Raw genomic sequence first — 17,798 nt, 5'->3', positions numbered from 1 at the left:
TTCTCACAGAAAACCTGGGAAAGTACAAACGAAAAATTCAATTAGGGGGACTCTACCACCGAAAATCTAAGTATGAAGTTCTCGATTCAATTCTGGATGGTTGTACTGCTATTCTCTTATCTTCCGGTTTCGGCAGATTCTGGGTTTGAGGAAAGCCGTTATCCAACGATAGCAAAGGCAATCCATGCCAGCCTTCTACCTGATAAAAAATCGATTCGTTTGGATTGGGATCCGCCCAAACAAGATGGTGAAATCATTGTGGCTCGTTCCTCCGTGATGATTGATAGTCCAGAAAAATTATACATCGCCGATTCTCTTGGTCGTTATAAAGCATCTGGTTCTAATGCCACTCGTGTTTATTTTGATTATAATTTAAAACCAGGAACTTATTACTACGCAATCGTTATGGTAGCGGATGTTCGTCGTAGAGAAGTAAAACTTTTTTCTAACCAAAATTATACTGTGGTTCCTGTTCATATCGCAGAAGAAAATGGAACCCCGGTTGTGGGCCAGAACCAAGATTTCCCTGCCTTTCCTGCAGATGCCGGAATTCAGTCGATGGTGGGTGGGGTTTCTAATATTACTGCCAATATTGAAAGAAAATTTGTTCGTTTGAACTGGACACCACCAAACGGTGCAACAGCGGGAAGAACTTTGTATACGGTGTATCGCTCCAATTCTCCTTTAACCAGTTTGACTCTCATGCAAAAAGCAGAGAAATTAGCAGAACTTACCCATCCAGTGAATACATTTTTGGATCAGGATTTAGATAAATCTCAAACCTTGTATTATGGAGTCTCCGTCAAACAAGTCGGAGGTGAGGAAACTCTACCATTAGAAGATAAAAAGTCTACTTTGCGTGTATTTTATATCAAACAAACGGATAAAAATAATGCGGAAGTCATTGTAGAAGATTCTCCTAAAAAACCAAAACAAGAAGTGGCATCCAATGATACCCGTACTGATTTAGGTGGTGTGATGCATGTTCGTGGTCTAGGTTATGAACGTGTGGGCAAAGGAGCTGTGATTAGTTGGATTAGTCCCGAAGCCGCTGATGAAACAACGGTATATAGTTTGTATGCATCGGTAAAACCTTTAAACCAAGGATCTTCTTCCTTTGGGCAAGGTTCTGTTGTGAAAGTTGCAACCGTTGTACATCCAAAAACCAACTTTTTTATCAAAGAATTAAAAGAAATCGATGAACTCTATTTTGGGGTTACTGCCAAATCCAATGGAATTCCAGAAGATTATAATTTAAGAGAAAACGTATCTTATTTTAAATATGATTTTTCAAAAGATAACTTAACACCGGAAGAACCAAATGTGGTAGCGGAGTCTCATCCTAAAAAAGAACCAGAAAAATCAGAAGTTTATAAAAACGAACATTCTGTAATACCTACAGAAACCTTACCTCCGAGAGAAAATTCGGAACCGGTGAATGATTTTAAAGAAGAAACATCGGCAACGGTAAACTATGATTTAGGCCAAACAGATCTAAATCAAATTATCAAAGAAACAGTCATTAGAAAAAAATATGAAACCGCAGTGTATCGTTTGGAAGAATATTTGAAATACGAATCCAATGGATATTTGAGAGGGAAGGCAATGTTTTTCCTTGGTGTGAGTGCATTAAAAACTGGTGATACAAAAAAAGCCTTAAAATGTTTTTTAAAGAGGGAAACTAAATCCTATTCTCCATCAAGAGTAGAGTTTTGGACGAATCAGACCTTGGGTCAGGTGGGTAGAGGGAATTTATGAATCGAATCATTGTTAGTTTAGCTGGTTTTTTGTTTATTGTTGCGGGTCTTTCTACTGCATATTATCAAACAAATATTTCTGCAAAAGAAGACCAATCGCAAATCATTTTGGAAAAAATTGCAGAAGGGGAAGAATACTTAAAACAATCTAACCCCCAAAGTAAAGAAAAGGCAATCGCCATATTCTCTGAGTTAGCGGGAAAACGCGGACTCGAAAAATACGAATTCCAAATTAAATACAACCAAGCAAGGGCTCTTGAAAAAAACTCAGACTATTATCCTGCGTTAGATATTTACAAAGACTTAAAAAAAAGTTCAAACTTAAAACCAGAAGAAAAAGAACGTCTAAGTTATTCTCTTGGAAATTTACTTTTAAAAATCGGAAATGAATCAGAAGGGAAAGCACATTTAGAATCTGTTTTGCAACTTAGTTCTGATAATAAATTAAGATCCAAATCATTTTTAGCTTTGGGTGATTATTATTATAAAACCGGTCATTTTGAAACGGCACGTAAAAATTACACCTTAGCCTTACAAGAAGATCCTAATAATACGGAATCTCGCATTGGTTGGGGTAGGGCTCTTCGTAAATTGGGAAAAGATTGGGCATCCTTTGATGTATTTGATGAATACATTGAAACTGCTGACCAATTGGCTGGGGCTGACGAAAAAGTAGTTGGAGAATACAAAGATACTGTTTTAAAAGATGCCAAAGAGAATTATACTAAGAAAAATTATTCCAAGGCGATTGAATTATTTCAGAAAGTGATTAGCGTAGCGCCATCATCCAAAAAAGAAGAAGAGGCATTGTATTACATTGCTCTTTCCTACGATGCGATGGGAAAACAAGTGGAATCGCTTACTTATATCAATAAAGCTTTGAATAACAGCGATTATTCGCTCGACCAAGCAGCTTTATACAAAAAAGGAACTATTTATTTCAGACAAGGAAAGTTTGAAAAGGCAGCAGGAATCTTTCAGACAATTGTAGATAAATACCCTAAAAACCAGATTACCGACAAGGCGATTGCATGGAAAAAAGAATCTCTCGATCAGTTTACCGACCATAATGATCTTGAAGATTCTGATGTAACGTCTGATTCAAGTTCACCTAAACCAAGTTCGGTTTCAAACAAACCAGAATCAGGAAGTGACTTAGAATTTTAGTCGGACTTAATTAGAAATTCATTCGTTTGCGTGTTGTGGAGGGCTTCTTCCATTCCGAAGGTTTTATAAATTTCGGGAACAATGTCAGCAAGCGAATGTATATTTTCTGCGAAGCGGTCAGCATCCTTACCGTATAGGATGGTGGCCGCCGGGTTTTCCGTATGGTTCTTTTGGCTTAAGTCTTCCATATTTCCATGATCACTCGAAACAATGAGTAAATCTTTTTTTGGATCTATACTTTCCAGCACTCCACGAAAAAATTCTTCTAAGTTTTTGATGATATGTTCTGCCTTTTCCCAATCCATGGCATGGCCGACTTTATCAGTCAGAAAGTATTCGTACAAACCTAGTTTGTAATTGGCAAACCGAGAGAATGATTGTTTCCCCAGTTCATAAGGATCTCTGCGTTCTAAAAGCGGATCTCCTGGTTTTAACATATCAATTCCGAGTGTTCCCATAATTTCATGAGTTAAATCCATATAAAGGCCTCGACCATTTGCCAAATCATCGAAGGTTTTTAAGGGGCGACCACTGGCTAACTGGACTAAGGTGGATGCAGAAACTAGTTTTGGTTTTTCTTCTACATGTTTGAGGTAGGGCGGCGAAAAACAGTTTAGAAAATCGCTGAGATGACCATTTTCATTTAAAACTTTAATGAGAGAATACTTGGCAATGATTTTACGAAGTGTGATGGTCGGAAACCCACTCACATGTCGATCCAGGACTTTCGGTCCAGGAATTCCCGTCCATAGGGCTGTTTGGCCTGTGGCAGATTGTGGGAGCCCAGGGACACCCATATGGGCATCTGTTTTGATATAATGTAAATGAGAAGAGGGAACAGGTAAATCTACATCAGCTTTGGGAATCCCTCCGACTGGTGCTAAAAAACCTTTGGCAAAACGACTGAATGGATTGGATTTGGGATCATAGTCTGCCATCCCGACTCCGTCCAAAAATACATAAAAAATCATTCCTTTCCTTGGACTGATTGGTTTTTGCCAATGACAACCCGATAATTAGAATGATGAAACGGAATTTCGGAAACCTGTCTATTCTTTTTGGATACCTAGTGGTTTCTCTTCTGGTTACCTCCGTTTTATTCGGTTATTTTGAATGGATTCGCCCATTACGATCCAAATCGAATTTGATTTCTGCCTTAGAACGTTTTGATGAAGACAAAACAAAAGAACACTTAAACACTCTGGAGTTCTTTTTTCGAGAATCGGCCCTACCGTATCGTGCGGCTCAGGTCACAACTCGGATCAAAGATACTCTTGGATTCAGTTATGTAAGATTGTATGATGATTCGTTGCGACTCATCCATAGTACAAATGAAACCAATGAAATTTTTCAAGAAGAACTCAGACAAGATCCATCTGGATTATTAGAAGGAAAACTGAAAATACTTTCGAATGGAGATTATGTTTACAGAAATCTTTCTGGAAAATTCTTTTTGGTGTTTCCCAAAGGTCCAAGTTTGCCCAGACAAATCCAAAATGCAAATTTGGAATACGGCTATCTTTATTGGGCATTTGATCCTAAATCACAAAAAGTTTTGTATACCAATGACGAATCCATTCTTACCGGAGATTTGGAAAGTAACCAACTACTTGGGCTTTTTTCTGGAAAAGAAGGGCAAACCATTACATGGAAGTTAGACGGTGAGGATTCTAAACTAATTTTAGAAACCAAGGATCGGTTTTCTGTTTATTTACTCAGACAATCTGATACGGAAACTGAGGAAATTCGTTTTGGTTGTTTTATCCTTTTTCTCGTTACCTTTACCGGTTTATTTTACATTCGTTTCGTTTGGATTGTGATTCAGAATCCTGGGTTTCAATTCAAACGTAGAATTTTTCTACCAGTGATAGCTTATTTGATTTTACTTTTGTATTATCAAAAAAGTTGGGAGTTGTTTCCAGATTATCGTTATTATAAACCTTGGGCCAAACATCGGTTAGTTCAATTTGAAGAAACACTTTCTATCCTAGAAAAAAATCTACAAAGAGAAGGTTTGGGAGAAAGTGGGAGTCTTGGAGAAACAGAAAGAATTGTTTCTGAACTTTATTTATGGGAAAAAGGAAAAACGGATTCCAGAGCCATTCAAAATCGATTTGGAACAGAGATTTTTGGTTTGTTGGAGAGAATTCAAAATCATCCTGTTTCGATTTTACTCGAATCGGAATTTGATTTAGTGTATTTAATACCCAAAAGAAATGAGGAAAGCCGATCCATATCTACCCTCATTGCGGTTCTTGATTCCAATCTTTTGTTAGCTAAAAAAGAAAAAGATCGAGATGAGTTTTATTTTCCTATGGTATCTGCAAAATTATCAGATAACAAAAGTAAGGAACAAGTTACTTTCAATCCCCGCGTTTGGAAAGGAAATGATAAACTAAAAACTGCCCATTTAGAATCTAACAAACAATCTGTTGGATTTTTGCATCATAAATTCCATTCTTATTATATTTCAAAAGAAAAAGGGAATCCTGGATTGTTATCTGGGTTATCCATCTATCGTTATTCTTCATTCCCTCCGTATTTACTGAGTTTTGGATATTTATTCATAGGGCCTTGGATCCTTTTTGTTTTGTGGGCATCCATCAAACGCCGACTGATTGAAAAACATCCGATGATATTAGGGGAATCCCTTTTGGTGAGTGAAGAATCACCGGTAGAAACACTAGAGATAAAAAAAACGGTCCCTACTAAAGAAGGAATTGAAACAAAAATGGAACCCGTTATAAACAATCCTAATCCTGTGAAAAAAACGAGTTTTAAAATTTTACCACCGGCAACTTGGAGACGTGTTGCAATTTTAGATGCCGTTCAAAAGAAACGTGAGACTATTTTTAATCCTGAGTTAGAAAAACTCGTTCACTCCGTTACTAAAAAATCAGAACCACTAGAAGAAACACGAGTTGTTGAAAACTTCCTAACTCAAATTCCAGAAGAAAAACGTGTTGAGTATGGGTTACTCGATAAAATTTATAGAGAGAACGAAATCTCTTACGACGGGATTGTTGGTTATACAAAAAACTTTATTTCAAGACTTGGGTCTCCTCGTTTTTCATATCTTTTTTTAAATGATTCCCTTGGTTCATTTCATAACCAAATTTCTTCCGGCCTTGACTATAACACTCGTTCTAATTTGATTTTTTTACACCACGATCCTTATTTGCCTTTTGATGAAAATGGTTTTGCTTTACTCGATGTGGATGACGCTGTTAGACTCGATCGTTTTATTGCCAAAAAGTTTTCTTGGGAAATCCTTTTACAGACAGAAGCCATCATTGCTTTCCATATGGAATCTCTTGGTTTTCCAGGGATTTTTCTTGTACTTCTAAACAAGGAAGAACGGACAAAGTTTTTAGATTCCCATAAACGAATGATTCAGGAAAAACTCCGCCAAGTCATTCCTGCTCTCCATGTCCTTGTGGAAAAAGAAGAACGAAAACCTGAATTTTTAAAAGATAGTTTGTCTTGGATGATTCGTTCTTTTATGCAAGCAACCTTTGGTGGAAAAAGATCCACTTCCGTTCTCCGCATCCAATGGCCAGATTTTCATCCATCTCCCGAGTGGGAAGGTTCCAAAAAACATTTTGTGGATTCCATCCAAGGTTATTTGGAAAGTAAAGATCGATTGATCGAAACTTCACCCAATTCTATGTTGATTGTAACGGCAAAAGATTTGTATCTTTCTGTGATTCAAAAATTGCAGGAGTTACCTTTCCGCCATGAAATCAAATCGATGAAATTTCCAGAAGATGGACAAAACTTCTACTTATACTTTTAAATTTGTTTTTATCTTATTCTTTGCCTTTCAAACCATCTGGGCGGGTGGTAGCAAAAAAAAAGAAGAAACTACGGCCCTTCGGAAACAAATTTACAACTTGCATAAGGTAGACGAAGAAACAAGTTCCATTCCGTATCTAGAACGGTATTTAGAATTAAGCCAAAACGAGTTGTATTTTAAATTACTCTACGCAAAAGCCCTTCTTTATCGAACTGATTTGTCAGTTCCAAGGCCTAGTGAACCAGCAGAAGACCGAATCAATAAAACAAAACTCATTCAAAAAAACTACAATCTATCTTCCAAACTTTTCCAAGAGAATGTTTTGCATTTAGAAAAAGTGAGGCCAAGGGATCCAAACCTTGGTCGGTGGTATTATCTTTGGGCTTTTAGTGAATGGTATTCGGATAACAAAGAAAAGTCGATCAAACTATTTCAAAAGGCAGTGAAGTTGGACTACCGTTTGACCGAATCATATTATAATATCGCATCCCTTTACGAATCTCTCGGGCAATGGCAAGATGCTAATTTGTACTGGCGTAAATTCGAAAAGGCAGAAAAAGAATTAGAAGAAGAAGATTAATGGCAAAAATTGATAAACGGTTTCAAATTTTACTTTCCGAAGAAGAACAAATTTTATTAAAAAATGAAGCGTCCAGGCGAGGGGTATCTGGGGGGGAACTCATCCGAATGGCTTTAAAAAATGAAATCATTCAAAAGTCAGAACTTGTGCGAAGGAATGCCCTTGTTTCCCTCGCGGAGATCATGGATTGAAAGTTTATCTCACTTCTTCTCTTTTGTTTGCTTTGGTTCGTTCTACACGAAAAATCAAAATCCAAAAACTATTATTAGAAGTTTTAGATTCTAGGGAAAGATTTTTCACTTCCTCTATATCTGTTTATTTATTATTCCAACAGTTAGATGACCTAAGTGTAGAAAAGAAAAAACAAATATTAAGATTTTTGGAAGATCTAACTGACTCCATTTTTGATTTGGATACAGAAAGCCTTCGCACCCAAATGATTATGGCAGAAACCTGTGATATTGAAATGGCGATTGCTTTGAAACAAGGAATGGATTCAATTTTTGTTGATACAGAAAGGGAGATTTCCTCCCTTCCTTTACTTGTGGTTAGAAACTTCTTTGGGGAAACTAAATGAAACCGCAGGCGAAAGAGGACTTTTTTGGTCTTTCGAATCCCATTCGTTCAGGTAACGGTTGTAAGCTGAAATTCTGAAATAGTATGTCAAACCAGGTTGAAAGAGGAGGCCTCTTTTTTCCATTCGGGAAGTATCCACTTGGTCTGCAATAGGATGGTATTCAGGTGCTTCCAATTCCCCTTCTGGAATATAAATATTGTTCACTAGTGTTTCTTCGTTCACACAAAATCGTTTGTTCCTAAAACTACTATTTTCTTCGTTTCCATCTAACTTCGTTAAGGCACCATTTTTATCTTTTTTAACAAAAACAGAACCTAACATACGTGTGGGAGTGAGTCCATAGTGGATGATATAACCACCGCCGTTTTGTACTTCTTTTTCATGGTTTGAGTTCCACAACAAACAAATGGGATGGCCTTGTGATGGATTTGTATCCAAACGAAACCTTGTAGGAACATCTGGAGGAGTTTGTTCTGTATAGTCGAAAGATAAGGATTGTACGTTTGGCACTGACTTCCCCAGTGGATCTGGTCTAAACCATAACTTCCATTGGTAGTATTTGAATTTGTTTTTGGGGAGGTCTTTCTCTAAAGACTTAATTCTAATCCAAGGCAGGTTTAAATTGGATTCAACAAACTTCTCGTTGGTTCCCCGAAAATAAAGTTCGAGCATTGTATCCTGAGGTTGTTCTATTTTCCATTGGATGCGAGTTAAGCTGGAATTGCTATATTTTGTTTCTAAAACAGGAGATAAAGCAGTGTTCCCTTCCATATAACCAATTTTGGTTTCATCATCATAACGAACGGATTCAAATTTAGTGTATTCTACTTCCGGTTCCCCCTTATGGATATGAAATCCATCTAGGTTTCCATAAAACGATTTTCCAAGCACAAGGGGAGTGGAATCATTTTCTGGAAAAGCAAAACCTAAGGTATCAGCTTGTTTGTTTTCATACTCTGCGGTTTCTATTCCATTCTGGTACATGATGTATTTATGATTTAATGTATCAAAATAAATAGAAATCACTTCCCAAGTTTTTCTTCTTAGTTTAACGGGTGATTCTAAAATGAAACTAGCCGTTCTACCATCCGATTTTTGTAGAAGGTTATTTACGTATAAGGTTGGTTTACTTTCGTTTAACTCGAGTGAGATGCCATATTTTTTCCCTTTTACATAAACAGTTCTGTCCAAAATGACAGAACCTGCTCCTTGTTCTCCCAACCGAACGGGAATGGAAATGGTAAAGGGATCGGGATGGGTGCCGAATAGAGAATTTCCTGAAACGGAAAGATGGATTTGGTTTCTACGCCCAGAAAAATAAGCCGACTTCTTTCCAAAAAAATAAGTTTGGTCATCGGTTAAATAAGAAGAGGAAACAACGGAGATGGATTTGGATTTGAATGGGAAACCGGCTTCGGTGATCTGTGGTTCTCTCACCTCTCCTTCAAAGTCGAAAAAGAGTTCGCCGTGTTTCGGAGTATTTTCTTTGGGTTTGAGAAAGTTCTTTTTGCCTGGTTCCGAATTTTGAACCACACCTATTTTTTTCCATAGGCTTAGGTTTAGTGTTTCTTGTTTTGGGACTTCCCATCCAAATAAAGGTAGGCCCCAAACAAAGAATAAAATTACGACTGTTCTTCGATGAGTCCCAATCGTTTTTGGTGCCGTCCACCTTCGAATTCTGTTTCTATCCATTTTTTTACGATTCTCTGTGCTAAATCTGTTCCGAGAACCCTTCCCCCTAAAACGAGTACATTGGCATTGTTATGGCGTTTGGACATCTCCGCCGTAAACTCATCATGGCAAAGGGCCGCACGAATGCCTTTGAAACGGTTGGCAGCAATGGAGGCTCCAATGCCTGTCCCGCAAAGGGCGATGAGTCTGGGAACTTCACCGGAAAGAACCTTTCGGCAGGCATCTCCAATGATGGTGGGGTAGTCGACGGACTCTTCGCTCTTAGTACCGTAATCGACAATTTCGTAAGTTTCCTCGAGACTTTTCCTGAGGAATTCTTTGAGGGCAAATCCTCCATGGTCAGATGCGATTCCAATTTTTTCTTTCATTCTGATTTCTCCTTTCTTTGTTTTAGGGCGTCGGTGTATGATTTCAATGATTCCAAAGATAGGGAGAGTAAAAACTTGTCTCTTTCTCTCAGTAAACTTCCATAATATCCTGTGAATAAATCCAAATAACGTGAATGTTTTTCCTTTGGATTTTTTTCGTTTAGGTATTCGATCGACAGATTTGTAATTTCGTTTTTAATTTCTGTATGAGACTCTAGCCATTGTTTGGCGGAATTTACTTCCCCTGGTGTGAGTGGGTATGGCCTGGAATCCGAAAGAAGGATTCTCCATTCGTAAGTAAAAAAACTTTCTTCTTTTTCTTTTCCTGAAAGAAGAGAAGGTGCAAAATATTCACCAAATTTGCCTGGTTTCGTATTTTCTAAAGGTAAGTCTTTAATTTTCTCAAAAAAACATTCTAGGGAAGAAAGCCTAAGTTCTGCTGACTCTTTTGCAAATTCTCCCATTTTAATTCGATCCAAATTGAGGATATTGGGACTGATCGCACCGGGAGGGATTTCCTTTGTTAATGGCAAATAACAATCTTTAGCTTCCTTCCAACCTAAACTTCCTTCTGGAATCCAAAGAGAATGTCCAGAAAGAGAATAGGAAAAAACAAGAAGGAAAACTAAAGAGGATTTGGAAAATTTACCCATGGGTTCTTTCAAATTCTTTGATAAAAGATATGAGAGAATCTACACCTTCTTCCGGCATCGCATTGTAGATACTGGCTCGGAAACCACCTACGTCGCGGTATCCTTTGAGTCCAGCAAACCCTTGTTCTTCGGCAAGTGCCAAAAACTTGGGATCCAAACTATCGTTATGACTTCTAAAAACAACATTCATAGCCGAACGAAATTCATTAGGAACCGGTGCATAAAAAAGATTGGATGCATCAATGGCATCATACAATTTTTTAGCTTTCCTTTCGTTTTTGGCTTCCATCACTGCAAGGCCACCTTCTCGTTTTAGGTATTTAAAAACAAGGCCCGCAATGTAAATGGAATAGGTGGGTGGTGTGTTGTACAATGATCCATTTTTTTCCATCAGAGCAAAGTTCATTAGATTCGGGATCGGGTGATCGAGAGTTGGTAATTTTTCTTTGTCGTAAATGACAAGGGTGAGTCCAGAAGGCCCAATGTTTTTTTGAGCTCCCGCAAAGATGACAGAAAAATCTTCTATGGGGAGTTTGCGGCTCAGAAGTTCACTTGTCATATCCGCAAAAAGAGGAGCCTTTTTTAATTTTGGAAATGTTTTGAACCTAGTTCCATAAATGGTATTGTTGGATGTGATATATACATATTTGGCTCCCTCATTCACGACTTCATCAGTGATGGTGGGAAGTTCCATATATTTGGAATCGGCCCCATTAAAAATGGATTTCACATTGGGGTAAAATTTCTTTGCTTCTTCATAAGCTTTTTTGGCCCAAACACCAGTTAGAGCAAAATCAGCCGATTCTCCCGCTTTTAAATAGTTAAAAGGAATGGCTGAAAACTGTAAAGTTGCCCCACCTGGAAAATAAACCACCGCATAACGGGATGGTAGATCGAGTAATTCCCTTAAGTCACTGAGAGATTCGTCCAAAATGTTTTGGAAAACATTTCCTCTGTGGCTCATTTCCATTACAGACATTCCGGTTCCTTTGTAATTTAGAAACTGGTTTTGCGCTTCCTCCATGACTTCTGTGGGCAACATGGCAGGGCCAGCATTAAAATTGAAGACTCTGTGCGTAAATGTAGGCATTCTCCCACAGAATTTTGAAGATCCACCCCCCGGTAAATAGATTTTTATTCTAAAACTTGCTTTGCAGAATCACAAAGGTTGTTAATCTTGTGGGCATCTTTACCCCAATTTTCGTGAGGAAACAATGAGAATTTCTCGTTCCATCATCATTTGTCTAACTTTCGTCAGTCTTTCGCTGACAGCCCAATCCAAAGCCCCACTCGGCGAGTCCGAAATTAAGGGTTCCAAAAAAATCGAATTCATCAACCGCTCCTTACGTAAGGCATCTGATGACATTATCCAAGAAAATACCGAAATTGGTCGTAAACTCGCTGAAACCTTGGCAAAAGAAAATACGGCCACAGTCGACGGAGTCAAAATCCAAAGAGTTGTGCCTGGTGCCGACGGAAAACTAGGAGCAGACATCCTAACACTTTCGGAGTCGCAAAGTTTTGACCATGTCAATTCCATCGCTCGGATCATTGCAGCCTATGTAGAAAAATCTTTCCAATACAAAGCAGGGAACTCCGAGACTTTGGCGCAGTACGTCCTCTATTACAATGCAACACATAGAAAAGACTCCAAGTTTTTTACGAAAAAATATACAGAGGGAGTGATTGCAGCTACTTCCCCTGACAAATTAGGAATCGATACTGTTTATAAAAATTGGCCAGGAAAAACTCAAATCATCATTCCGATCGAAGGAAATATCTTAAAAGATAGTGGAAAGGATCTGACCACTGATGAGTTAGAAAAAGACGTCAACAAAACGGTGAAGGATAAAGAAAAAGATCCTGCTACCAAACAGAAGATGGAAGAAGAAGCCAAAAAAATGGACAAGTTGCAAACCGATAAACTCAAAGAAGAAAAAAAGGTTCTGCAAGATAAAAAACAAGAAGTAGCGAACGAACAAAAAGATCTCCAAGATAAAAAAGACGCTCTGAAGAAAAAGGAACAAGAAACTGTCGCAAGTCTCAACGAGTTAAAAAAAGATCCTGTGAAAAACAAAGCAGAGATTGAAAAGAAAACAGAAGAAGTCAAAAAAATCGAACAAGAGAAAAAAGACACTGATAAAAAATCAGAAGCTGTAGAGGCAAAGAAAGAAGAACTCAGTAAAAAAGAAGAACAAATCGCTAAAAAAGAAGAAGCAAGAACCGGAACCACCACTTCTGGTGATACAGCCAAAAAAGACGATACTGTTCAAAAGGTGGAAGCGAAAGTAGAAGAGTTAAAAACAGAACTCGCACAAACCAAAGAAGAACTGAAGAAAAAAGAAGAACAAAGTGACAATGTTGTGAACAACAAAATTCTTTTTATGAAGTTTATCAAATACGATACAGATGGTCATTATTCGAATGAACTTTGGGCGATTGATCCGGCAAAAGATGATGCTCTTTATAAAAGTTCTTATAACAATATTTGTTCTAAGGAATTTAAAGAAATTGCAAACCAAGGGGTTCTTGTTCTTGGTTATGACGGAGAAAAAGTAGAAAATAGAAAACACAAACTCGTGTTACTTGATCCGGATAAACTCGGTGTGAAAAAAACAAGCGAGTCTGCGGACATTTTCTGGAGAACTCCTATGATCAATCGTGAAGACAAAATCTACGTGATTGAAAAGGTAAAAGACAAATACCATGTTTCTCGTTTTAAGTCAGACTTAACTTTTGAGAAAAGAACAGAAGAAGCTGTAGAAGAAAACTCGGAACTCACATTTTTTGGGGATAAAGTCTATGTGACCGGCAAACCGAAAGAAGGTGACAAAACTACTATTAAAGTATTTAAAAAAGAAGATTTAAGCCTACTCAAAACCATTGCTCCATAAGGGGGTGTGGTAGGTTTTTATTCTTTTAGGAACAGAATCCAACCTTTGACTTTTGTCTCAGGTTGGATTTTTTTTAGTCTTTTAGGTATTCAATCCTTCCTCGGATTAGGTTTGTTACAAACTGTAACATATTTTTAAAAGTATGCCTTTTCCTCAAAAAACATCTTGCGTTTTCCTATCGCGTAATCATATATTTGGCTATGAAACATCTGAACAAGCTTTTGTCTTTAATCGTTTTTTTGTTGGTGTTTTCTTGTGCTACATTTCGTGAAGGGAATGTTAGTTACCAGAAAATCGAACCGTCTGCTGGTGCAAAAAAAAGCATTTCTTTTGTCGTAACAGGACAAGTTAAATTGAATGAGAACCAACCTGTTCCGCAGAATGCAAATGCGCTTGGAAGCTGGGCCAATGTAGTGAAAGCGGAATTCACCGCATCATCGTTGTTTTCTGATGTAAAAAATAATGAAAAGTCTACTGATCTGTCTGTTGACATCAACATTCAGAACAATGGTCAATTTAGCCAAGGGCTTTCTATAATTACCGGATTGACTCTGTATCTGTTCCCTTCCTCTGCAACAGACGAATTTGTAGTAGAAGCTACTTTTAAAAATAAAAGTGGAAAGGAAATTGCAAAAATTCAAAAAAGAGACTCCGTTTCTACCTGGAGTCACTTAACTCTGATTTTTGTTTACCCGTTTAAATCTTTGTCGAATGAAGTTTACAAATGCCAAAAGGATTTGATCAATTCAGTATTAGTTGAAGCAAACGCTAAAGGTGTTTTGAAATAGTCGTTCATTCAAAGTCGAAAGTAGTATAGACCTCCCATATCTAATCTAGTATTAATAAGTATATGGTTGGTCTGCTTTCTCAAATGAAGCTATGTAGGGTTGGATCTTAATCTTTTAAGTATTCTATCCTTTCTCGGATGGATTCATTCGAAGGATTTTTCTTCGCTAGGTCTTCCAGAAGTTTGATGGCCTGTGGTTTTTTTCCCATAATGTCCCAAAGGTCAGAAAGTTCTAGGGCAGGTCTCGGATCACTCGGCGATTTGGAAAGTAGTCCTAAATAAATTTCTTCCGCTTTTTCTAAGTCACCAATCAGACGTAATGCGGCCGCTTTTCCCAGCAAGGCAAAGTAATCATCACCACTGGCAAGAATTTTATTAAAACATTCAAGTGCTTTGTCGTAGTTCCCAAGTCCTCGAAGGGAATCCGCATACCGGTTGATGATGAGTTTGTTGTCAGGATCCGATTCAAGGATTTTTTCCCAATAGGTGATGGCAGTTTTAAAATCTTTTTTCCCACGATAGGATTCCGCAAGGCCGTAGAGTGCAAAAAAGTTTTTGGGATCCAGTTCTTTGGCTCTTTCGTAATAAAGGACTGCTTTGTCAAAGTCTTTGATTTTACGGTAACTGTTTCCAATTTCTGTTAGGATTTTGATATTGTTTGGTTGGCTTGAAAGTAATTTTTCCCACCACTGGATGGCATCTACATATCTCTGGCAGGCAAAATACAAATGCCCAAGGCCCACAATGACATACTGGTCACTGGGATTGATTTGGAGTGCTTCCATATAATAAACTTCTGATTCTTTAAAATTCTTTAGTTTTCTATGGGCGTCCGCCACACGCGAAAGTATACTTGCATCTGTGATTGTTATGTGGTGAAATTCTTCTGCCACTTCAATGATTCGTTTGAGGCTATTTAAATCCCTATAAGCATTCATTAGGCCCATAAGAGAAAACTTATTCGTTGTATCTCCGGCCAAACATTTGCGATAGTATTGGATGGCTTGTTCGGGTTGTTTGGTTTTTGCGTAATAGTCACCAAGTCCTACAAGCCCGTATGTATTGGAAGGGTCTTCATCAAGTAATATGTCTAATCGTTCTTTGGCTTCTTTAAATCTGCCTTGATCAAGAAAACGATACGCCTCTTTGGCAAGGGCTTTTATTTTTGTGAATTTTTCATCTTCTTGTGGTTTTTCAATCTCAGCATTTTCCATATTCTTGTCCAATTTTCAGCATTCCTTTTTAGACAGTAAAAATCGACTCAAAAACGTGAGAACATTGACATCAGGCTCTTTTTTGCAGAAATGACATTAGGGGGGAAACGTATGTCATCTACAACCGAAGCAATTACTGGCGGTCGGCTTATGGTCGAATTATTGGAAGAAGCGGGTGTTGAAATCGTCTTTGGATACCCTGGTGGTGCCATCCTCCCATTCTACGACGAACTCTATCATAGTAAAAAAATTAAACATATCCTTGTTCGTCACGAACAAGGTGCCATTCATATGGCGGAAGGGTATGCTCGTTCTACAGGCAAGTTAGGTGTTTGTATCGCAACCTCGGGTCCTGGTGCTACCAATTTAATCACAGGTCTTACGGACGCCAAATTAGATTCCATTCCCATCCTTGCCATTACGGGCCAGGTTTCCACAGATGCCATTGGAACCGATGCTTTCCAAGAGGCTGATATTTTTGGAATCACAATCCCCATTACCAAATACAATGCACTGATCAAAAAGGCAGATGATCTTTCTCGTCATTTTGAAGAGGCCATTAAAATTGCGATGGGAGGAAGACCAGGTCCTGTGCTTTTGGATTTTCCAAAAGATGTGCAATTAGAAAAAACAACTGTCAGAAAAGCAACTTCGCTCAAAATCGCTCCTCATCATTACGAAAGACCAAAGGTAAAGGGTGACCCGCAAGAATTTGCGGAAGCACTCAACCAAGCCAAACGCCCGTTACTCTATGTGGGTGGTGGTGCTATCAATTCTTTTGCTTCTGCAGAAATCAAAGCATTGGCTGAAAAAGCAAATGCACCAGTGACCACAACTCTTATGGGACTTGGTGCATTTCCTGGAACCCATCCACTCTCTGTGGGAATGCTTGGAATGCATGGAACTGCTTATGCCAACAAAGCAGTGTTAGAATGTGATTATATTTTAAATTTAGGTGCCAGGTTTGATGACCGAGTTGCCAAATACCAAGACTTTGCGCCGAATGCAGTTCGCGCCCATGTGGACATTGATGCCGCAGAGTTCAACAAACGAATCAATGTGGATTATATCCTTCATGGGGATCTAAAGGATGCCATTCGTGAAATCCTTCCTTTTGTGAAAGGGGGAGACCGCACTTCTTGGATTGATAATATCCAAAGTTTAAAGAAAAACCATCCACTTGATTTTGATAACAGTGGAGACAGCATCAAACCACAAGATTTCTTACATAGAGTGTATACCAAAACAAAGGGTGAGGCCATTGTTTCCACAGATGTCGGCCAACACCAAATGTGGGCGGCCCAGTATTATCTTTTTGATAAACCAAATACTTGGTTAACCTCGGGAGGCCTTGGTACTATGGGGTATGGACTCCCCGCAGCCATTGGTGCGAAGTTTGGAAATCCTGATAAAATGGTCATCTGTGTAACTGGGGACGGTTCCTTCCAAATGTGTATCCAGGAACTAGCAACCATTGCTCAATCAAACTTAGGTGTGAAAATTTTACTTTTTAATAATAACTTTCTCGGAATGGTTCGCCAATGGCAGGAACTATTTTATGAAGAACGTTTCAGTGAGTCCCAATGGACTTACAATCCAAACTTTGTGAAACTAGCGGAAGCTTATGGGATTCCAGCCATGCGAATCGAACATAAATCCGAAATCGATAAGGGTGTGGATTTTTTCTTAAAAGACAATGGATCGGCTCTGATTGAAGTCATGATCCCTGCGGAAGAAAAAGTGTTCCCGATGATCCCTGCTGGAAAATCACAACAAGACCTAATCGAATTCAAAGACTTGGGGAAATTAAAAAAATGAAACACACTCTAAGCATTTTAGTAAATAACCACCCAGGTGTGATGAGCCATGTTTCTGGTCTCTTCACTCGCCGAGGTTACAATATTGATTCGATTGCTGTTGGTGTGACTGACAATGCGGATGTATCTTCGATGACAATCGTTCTGAATGGGGATGATTTTATTGTTGGGCAGGTGAAAAACCAACTCCTCAAATTGCCGGATGTATTAAAAGTCCAGGATATGGCTTATGCGAGTTCTGTACAAAGAGAACTTGTTCTCATTTCTTTTTCCATCACCGAAACAAACCGAAGTGAAGCCCTTACCATTTGTAATGGATTCGATGTTAAAATTTTAGAAATCACGGAAGATTCCCTTCTGATTGAATTCTCTGGAAATTCAAGACAGGTGACGAATGTGATTTCTGTAATCAAACCATTTGGAATTCGTGAAATCTCTCGCACAGGTCAAATTGCGATCGCGTATAGGAACCAAAACGCCGTTTAATCCACTTGAC

Annotated in this window: 16 protein-coding genes; 10 read left to right on the top strand and 6 right to left on the bottom strand. The window is 38.4% G+C overall.

Annotated features, from left to right (window positions below):
• The first annotated feature begins 72 nt into the window (after positions 1–72).
• Both EHQ16_RS10165 and EHQ16_RS10160 read left to right on the top strand, forming a co-directional pair.
• Positions 73–1,758: a tetratricopeptide repeat protein gene (locus EHQ16_RS10165; protein WP_135635902.1), complete on the top strand. Its 1,686-nt coding sequence runs from the start codon at positions 73–75 to the stop codon at positions 1,756–1,758.
• Entirely contained in the window at positions 1,755–2,924 is a 1,170-nt protein-coding gene (locus EHQ16_RS10160; RefSeq protein WP_135635904.1) for a tetratricopeptide repeat protein, read from the top strand. Before EHQ16_RS10165 ends, EHQ16_RS10160 begins: the two co-directional genes overlap by 4 nt.
• On the opposite strand, the gene EHQ16_RS10155 is transcribed toward EHQ16_RS10160, so the two are convergent.
• Positions 2,921–3,895 (bottom strand): alkaline phosphatase family protein, encoded by a 975-nt coding sequence (locus EHQ16_RS10155; protein ID WP_135635906.1) that lies wholly within the window; start codon positions 3,893–3,895, stop codon positions 2,921–2,923. The genes EHQ16_RS10160 and EHQ16_RS10155 overlap by 4 nt on opposite strands.
• Before the next feature lie 50 nt (positions 3,896–3,945).
• On the opposite strand from EHQ16_RS10155, the gene EHQ16_RS10150 reads away from it, so the two are divergent.
• Genes EHQ16_RS10150 through EHQ16_RS10135 form a run of 4 tightly spaced genes read left to right on the top strand, consistent with a single transcriptional unit; the run spans position 3,946 to position 7,877 of the window.
• Positions 3,946–6,720: a hypothetical protein gene (locus tag EHQ16_RS10150; RefSeq protein WP_135635908.1), complete on the top strand. Its 2,775-nt coding sequence runs from the start codon at positions 3,946–3,948 to the stop codon at positions 6,718–6,720.
• Positions 6,692–7,300 carry a hypothetical protein gene (locus EHQ16_RS10145; RefSeq protein WP_135635910.1) on the top strand — a complete coding sequence of 203 codons (609 nt, stop codon included), beginning with the start codon at positions 6,692–6,694 and terminating at the stop codon, positions 7,298–7,300. Before EHQ16_RS10150 ends, EHQ16_RS10145 begins: the two co-directional genes overlap by 29 nt.
• Positions 7,300–7,491 (top strand): CopG family transcriptional regulator, encoded by a 192-nt coding sequence (locus EHQ16_RS10140; protein ID WP_135635912.1) that lies wholly within the window; start codon positions 7,300–7,302, stop codon positions 7,489–7,491. Before EHQ16_RS10145 ends, EHQ16_RS10140 begins: the two co-directional genes overlap by 1 nt.
• Entirely contained in the window at positions 7,488–7,877 is a 390-nt protein-coding gene (locus tag EHQ16_RS10135; RefSeq protein WP_135635914.1) for a hypothetical protein, read from the top strand. Before EHQ16_RS10140 ends, EHQ16_RS10135 begins: the two co-directional genes overlap by 4 nt.
• On the opposite strand, the gene EHQ16_RS19495 is transcribed toward EHQ16_RS10135, so the two are convergent.
• From EHQ16_RS19495 to serC, 4 genes are all read right to left on the bottom strand, one after another.
• Positions 7,839–9,410: a LamG-like jellyroll fold domain-containing protein gene (locus EHQ16_RS19495; RefSeq protein ID WP_167482657.1), complete on the bottom strand. Its 1,572-nt coding sequence runs from the start codon at positions 9,408–9,410 to the stop codon at positions 7,839–7,841. The genes EHQ16_RS10135 and EHQ16_RS19495 overlap by 39 nt on opposite strands.
• 89 nt (positions 9,411–9,499) lie before the next feature.
• The gene (gene rpiB / locus EHQ16_RS10125; RefSeq protein WP_002975248.1) at positions 9,500–9,937 is read right to left on the bottom strand and encodes a ribose 5-phosphate isomerase B; all 438 of its coding nucleotides are present in this window, start codon (positions 9,935–9,937) and stop codon (positions 9,500–9,502) included.
• Positions 9,934–10,590 (bottom strand): hypothetical protein, encoded by a 657-nt coding sequence (locus tag EHQ16_RS10120; protein WP_135635916.1) that lies wholly within the window; start codon positions 10,588–10,590, stop codon positions 9,934–9,936. The genes rpiB and EHQ16_RS10120 overlap by 4 nt, the downstream gene beginning before the upstream one ends.
• Positions 10,583–11,680 (bottom strand): 3-phosphoserine/phosphohydroxythreonine transaminase, encoded by a 1,098-nt coding sequence (gene serC / locus EHQ16_RS10115; RefSeq protein ID WP_135635918.1) that lies wholly within the window; start codon positions 11,678–11,680, stop codon positions 10,583–10,585. The genes EHQ16_RS10120 and serC overlap by 8 nt, the downstream gene beginning before the upstream one ends.
• Before the next feature lie 124 nt (positions 11,681–11,804).
• Here serC and EHQ16_RS10110 point away from each other — a divergent pair, with 124 nt between their 5' ends.
• Both EHQ16_RS10110 and EHQ16_RS10105 read left to right on the top strand, forming a co-directional pair.
• A complete protein-coding gene (locus EHQ16_RS10110; RefSeq protein WP_135635920.1) occupies positions 11,805–13,484 on the top strand; it encodes a P83/100 family protein in 1,680 nt (559 codons plus the stop codon).
• Positions 13,485–13,684: 200 nt separating this feature from the next.
• On the top strand, positions 13,685–14,272 hold the full coding sequence (locus EHQ16_RS10105; protein WP_135635922.1) for a hypothetical protein: 588 nt from the start codon (positions 13,685–13,687) through the stop codon (positions 14,270–14,272).
• Between the two features lie 106 nt (positions 14,273–14,378).
• Here the strand turns inward: EHQ16_RS10105 and EHQ16_RS10100 are convergent, their stop codons facing one another.
• Positions 14,379–15,485 carry a tetratricopeptide repeat protein gene (locus EHQ16_RS10100; protein ID WP_135636157.1) on the bottom strand — a complete coding sequence of 369 codons (1,107 nt, stop codon included), beginning with the start codon at positions 15,483–15,485 and terminating at the stop codon, positions 14,379–14,381.
• 111 nt (positions 15,486–15,596) lie between these two features.
• Here EHQ16_RS10100 and ilvB point away from each other — a divergent pair, with 111 nt between their 5' ends.
• Positions 15,597–17,303 (top strand): biosynthetic-type acetolactate synthase large subunit, encoded by a 1,707-nt coding sequence (gene ilvB / locus EHQ16_RS10095; protein WP_135635924.1) that lies wholly within the window; start codon positions 15,597–15,599, stop codon positions 17,301–17,303.
• On the top strand, positions 17,300–17,788 hold the full coding sequence (ilvN, locus tag EHQ16_RS10090; protein WP_135635926.1) for an acetolactate synthase small subunit: 489 nt from the start codon (positions 17,300–17,302) through the stop codon (positions 17,786–17,788). Before ilvB ends, ilvN begins: the two co-directional genes overlap by 4 nt.
• The last annotated feature ends 10 nt before the right edge of the window (positions 17,789–17,798 follow it).

The sequence above is a fragment of the Leptospira kanakyensis genome (genome assembly GCF_004769235.1).
GTDB lineage: Bacteria > Spirochaetota > Leptospiria > Leptospirales > Leptospiraceae > Leptospira_A > Leptospira_A kanakyensis.
The sequence above is the reverse complement of the archived record's forward strand: the minus strand, read 5'-3'. Positions and strand labels throughout refer to the sequence as shown.

Coding starts and splice junctions, on each gene's coding strand:
- EHQ16_RS10165 (WP_135635902.1), top strand. CDS start 73: ATGAAGTTCTCGATTCAATTCTGGATGGTTGTACTGCTATTCTCTTAT.
- EHQ16_RS10160 (WP_135635904.1), top strand. CDS start 1,755: ATGAATCGAATCATTGTTAGTTTAGCTGGTTTTTTGTTTATTGTTGCG.
- EHQ16_RS10155 (WP_135635906.1), bottom strand. CDS start 3,895: ATGATTTTTTATGTATTTTTGGACGGAGTCGGGATGGCAGACTATGAT.
- EHQ16_RS10150 (WP_135635908.1), top strand. CDS start 3,946: ATGATGAAACGGAATTTCGGAAACCTGTCTATTCTTTTTGGATACCTA.
- EHQ16_RS10145 (WP_135635910.1), top strand. CDS start 6,692: ATGGACAAAACTTCTACTTATACTTTTAAATTTGTTTTTATCTTATTC.
- EHQ16_RS10140 (WP_135635912.1), top strand. CDS start 7,300: ATGGCAAAAATTGATAAACGGTTTCAAATTTTACTTTCCGAAGAAGAA.
- rpiB (WP_002975248.1), bottom strand. CDS start 9,937: ATGAAAGAAAAAATTGGAATCGCATCTGACCATGGAGGATTTGCCCTC.
- EHQ16_RS10120 (WP_135635916.1), bottom strand. CDS start 10,590: ATGGGTAAATTTTCCAAATCCTCTTTAGTTTTCCTTCTTGTTTTTTCC.
- serC (WP_135635918.1), bottom strand. CDS start 11,680: ATGCCTACATTTACGCACAGAGTCTTCAATTTTAATGCTGGCCCTGCC.
- EHQ16_RS10110 (WP_135635920.1), top strand. CDS start 11,805: ATGAGAATTTCTCGTTCCATCATCATTTGTCTAACTTTCGTCAGTCTT.
- EHQ16_RS10105 (WP_135635922.1), top strand. CDS start 13,685: ATGAAACATCTGAACAAGCTTTTGTCTTTAATCGTTTTTTTGTTGGTG.
- EHQ16_RS10100 (WP_135636157.1), bottom strand. CDS start 15,485: ATGGAAAATGCTGAGATTGAAAAACCACAAGAAGATGAAAAATTCACA.
- ilvB (WP_135635924.1), top strand. CDS start 15,597: ATGTCATCTACAACCGAAGCAATTACTGGCGGTCGGCTTATGGTCGAA.
- ilvN (WP_135635926.1), top strand. CDS start 17,300: ATGAAACACACTCTAAGCATTTTAGTAAATAACCACCCAGGTGTGATG.